The 3,079-nt window shown below is 59.9% G+C and carries 4 protein-coding genes; 3 read left to right on the forward strand and 1 reads right to left on the reverse strand.

Annotated features, from left to right (window positions below):
• Positions 1 to 55: 55 nt before the first annotated feature.
• Positions 56 to 991, reverse strand: a complete 936-nt coding sequence (locus tag ACW9HW_RS29610) for a class I SAM-dependent methyltransferase (protein ID WP_095192579.1) — start codon at positions 989 to 991, stop codon at positions 56 to 58.
• 294 nt (positions 992 to 1,285) lie between these two features.
• Between ACW9HW_RS29610 and ACW9HW_RS29615 the strand changes: the two genes are divergently transcribed.
• The 3 genes from ACW9HW_RS29615 to ACW9HW_RS29625 are packed head-to-tail and all read left to right on the forward strand — an operon-like array spanning position 1,286 to position 3,004.
• The gene (locus ACW9HW_RS29615) at positions 1,286 to 1,903 is read left to right on the forward strand and encodes a cytochrome b/b6 domain-containing protein (protein ID WP_095192578.1); all 618 of its coding nucleotides are present in this window, start codon (positions 1,286 to 1,288) and stop codon (positions 1,901 to 1,903) included.
• The gene (locus tag ACW9HW_RS29620; protein ID WP_457402879.1) at positions 1,900 to 2,685 is read left to right on the forward strand and encodes a molybdopterin-dependent oxidoreductase; all 786 of its coding nucleotides are present in this window, start codon (positions 1,900 to 1,902) and stop codon (positions 2,683 to 2,685) included. The genes ACW9HW_RS29615 and ACW9HW_RS29620 overlap by 4 nt, the downstream gene beginning before the upstream one ends.
• A gap of 52 nt (positions 2,686 to 2,737) precedes the next feature.
• Positions 2,738 to 3,004 (forward strand): pentapeptide MXKDX repeat protein, encoded by a 267-nt coding sequence (locus tag ACW9HW_RS29625; protein ID WP_457402880.1) that lies wholly within the window; start codon positions 2,738 to 2,740, stop codon positions 3,002 to 3,004.
• The last annotated feature ends 75 nt before the right edge of the window (positions 3,005 to 3,079 follow it).

Consider the following 3,079-nt stretch of genomic DNA (forward strand, 5'->3'; position numbering starts at 1 on the left):
TGGAATGCATTTCAACTGTGGGAGCGAGCCTGCTCGCGAAGGGGGTGATTCGGTCTTACTGCCGAAACACCAGAGCCTTCAACCCGCACTCGATGTCCGCATCCGGAAACTCCGGCGGATTGTCCAGCCGCTGCTCGAAGCGCAGGCTCGGCGCTTCACGGGTCACACCTTCGATGAGGAAGTCCGCACCGAATGCCGGGTCGTTCATGCACGCCAGTACCGTGCCTTGCGGGCTGAGCAGCTCCGGGAGGCGGCGCAGCACGCGCTGGTAATCCTTGGTCAGCAGGAAGCTGCCTTTCTGAAACGAGGGCGGGTCGATGATCACCAGATCGTACGGGCCCTTGCCGATCACCTTGCCCCAGGACTTGAACAGGTCGTGACCGAGAAATGTGACCTTGCCCAGGTCATGTCCGTTGAGCCGGTGGTTGTCGCGGCCACGGCTCAGGGCCGGGCTGGACATGTCCAGATTGACCACGTGGGTCGCGCCACCTTCGATGGCTGCCACCGAAAAACCGCAGGTGTAGGCGAACAGGTTCAGCACCCGTTTGCCCTCGGCATTGGCCCGCACCCAGTCGCGACCGTAGCGCATGTCGAGGAACAGACCGGTGTTCTGCTTGCGACCCAGATCCACCCGGTATTTCAGCCCGCCCTCGGTAATGGTCAATTCGTCGATTTCTTCCCCGAGCAGCCATTCGGTGGTGCTTTGCAGCAGGTAGCGATGTTGCAGCAACAGGGTATGCGCGCCCGATTGTGCCCACTGCGCTGACTGGGTGATCGTCATCAGCAACTGCTTCAAATCGTCGAGTTGCGAAGGCTCCGGCTCCTTGAACAGCGCCACCAATAACACGCCCTGCAACCAGTCGACAGTCACTTGCTCCAGCCCTGGCCAGCAGCGACCACGACCGTGGAACAGGCGGCGGGTTTCGGCAGGGGCGGCTGCCAGGGCGGTCAGCAGGTGTTCGTGGAGGGTGGTGAGGGCGTCAGGGTTCATCGGTCTGGGTCGGCAGTTTCAGGGGGCGGCATTTAACCATACTCGCGCCATTGGTGGACGACACAAAACCCTGTGGGAGCGAGCCGGCTCCGGGCGGCGTTCCGACGAAGGCGTTGTGTCAGGTGCATAAGCATTGTCTGACACTCCGTCTTCGCGAGCAGGCTCGCTCCCACAGGGTCTTCCACAGTTTTTCTCGGGCTGCGAGTTATCACGATTAATTTAACTTTACGTGAGGATTTGGCGATCTCCGGCTGCCCATACTCGGCCCTAACGAACAACCACCGGGAGCCGGACATGTCGCAGTCAACTGCTTCACCCAAGGCCAGCCACCCTCGCTGGCTGAGGCTCACCCATTGGCTGAACGCCCTGGCGGTGCTGGTGATGGTCACCAGCGGCTGGCGCATCTACAACGCCTCGCCGCTTTACGATTTCAGCTTCCCGAAATCGATCACCCTCGGCGGCTGGCTCGGCGGTGCCTTGCAATGGCACTTCGCGGCGATGTGGTTGCTGGCGATCAACGGCCTCGTCTATCTGCTCATCAACCTGCTCAGTGGGCGTCTCAAACGACGGTTTTTCCCGGTCTCGCCCAAAGGCGTGCTGCATGACCTGTGGGCTGCAATGCGCGGAAAGCTCGGCCATGCCGACATGAGCCATTACAACCAGGTGCAACGAGTCGCGTACCTGTTCGTGATGGTCGACATCACATTGCTGGTGATCTCCGGCCTGGTGTTGTGGAAGTCGGTGCAGTTCCCGTTGTTGCGTGAACTGATGGGCGGTTACGAAGCCGCGCGGCATGTGCACTTCATTGCGATGGCGCTTTTGGTGGCGTTCGTGGCGGTGCATCTGCTGATGGTCGCGCTGGTTCCAAAAACACTGCTGGCCATGATCGCCGGTCGTAAGGAGCACGTATGAAAAAGCCCATTCGAGACTCCGGACTGGACGAGTCGTCCATCCTGACCGACGCCCGGAAAATCCTCGCGCCGCAGATCGAGGACCGCTCCCGTCGCTCGTTTCTGCTGCGTGGCTTGACCCTGGGTGGCGTAGCCATGTTGTCCGGTTGCAACCTGACCGACAGCGACAGCGTCGAGACCGCGTTGTCATCCATGTCGCGCTTCAACGATCGGGTGCAGGGCTGGCTGTTCAACCCCAATGCCATGGCGCCGACCTATCCGGCGTCGATGATCACCCGGCCGTTTCCCTTCAATGCGTTCTACGGCATCGAGGATGCGCCGACGGTGGAGGAGGAGAGTTTTCGCCTGGAAGTCACAGGCCTGGTCGCGGACAAGCGCAGCTGGCGCCTCGACGAGTTGCGGGCCATGGCACAGACCGAACAGATCACCCGGCACATTTGCGTCGAAGGCTGGAGCGCAATCGGACGCTGGGGCGGCGTGCGCTTCAGTGACTTCCTCAAGCGTATCGGCGCCGACACCGATGCCAAATACGTCGGCTTCAAGTGCGCCGACGATTACTACACCAGCATTGACATGGCCACCGCGTTGCATGCGCAAACCCTGTTGGCACTGACCTGGGACGGCGCGGTACTGCCGCGCGAGTATGGCTTCCCGATGAAGCTGCGCATGCCCACCAAGCTCGGCTACAAGAACCCCAAACACATCCAGGCGATTTTCGTCAGCAACACCTACAGCGGTGGCTACTGGGAAGACCAGGGCTACAACTGGTTCGGTGGCAGCTGACGGCGCCTGGTTCGTTCATACACCCGCAAACTGAGCTTCAAGGAGTTACATCATGAAAAAGATAGCCACCGCCGTTCTGTCGATGTGCCTGGCAATGGGAGCCGCCAGTGTCTTTGCTGCCGATGCCATGAGCAACGACAGCATGAGCAAAGACGCAATGTCCAAGGACGCCATGCAGAAAGACTCGATGAAAAAAGATGCCATGTCCAAGGACGCGATGAAGAAAGACAGCATGTCCAAGGATTCGATGAGCAAGGACGGGATGAAAAAAGACGCCATGTCCAAGGATGCGATGAAAAAGGACGCGATGTCTCAATAGTCCAGATCGCTTCGAACCATTGTGGGAGCGAGCCTGCTCGCGAAGGCGGAGTGTCAGACAACAACAATGTCGACT

Source organism: Pseudomonas sp. SDO5532_S415 (assembly GCF_054071155.1).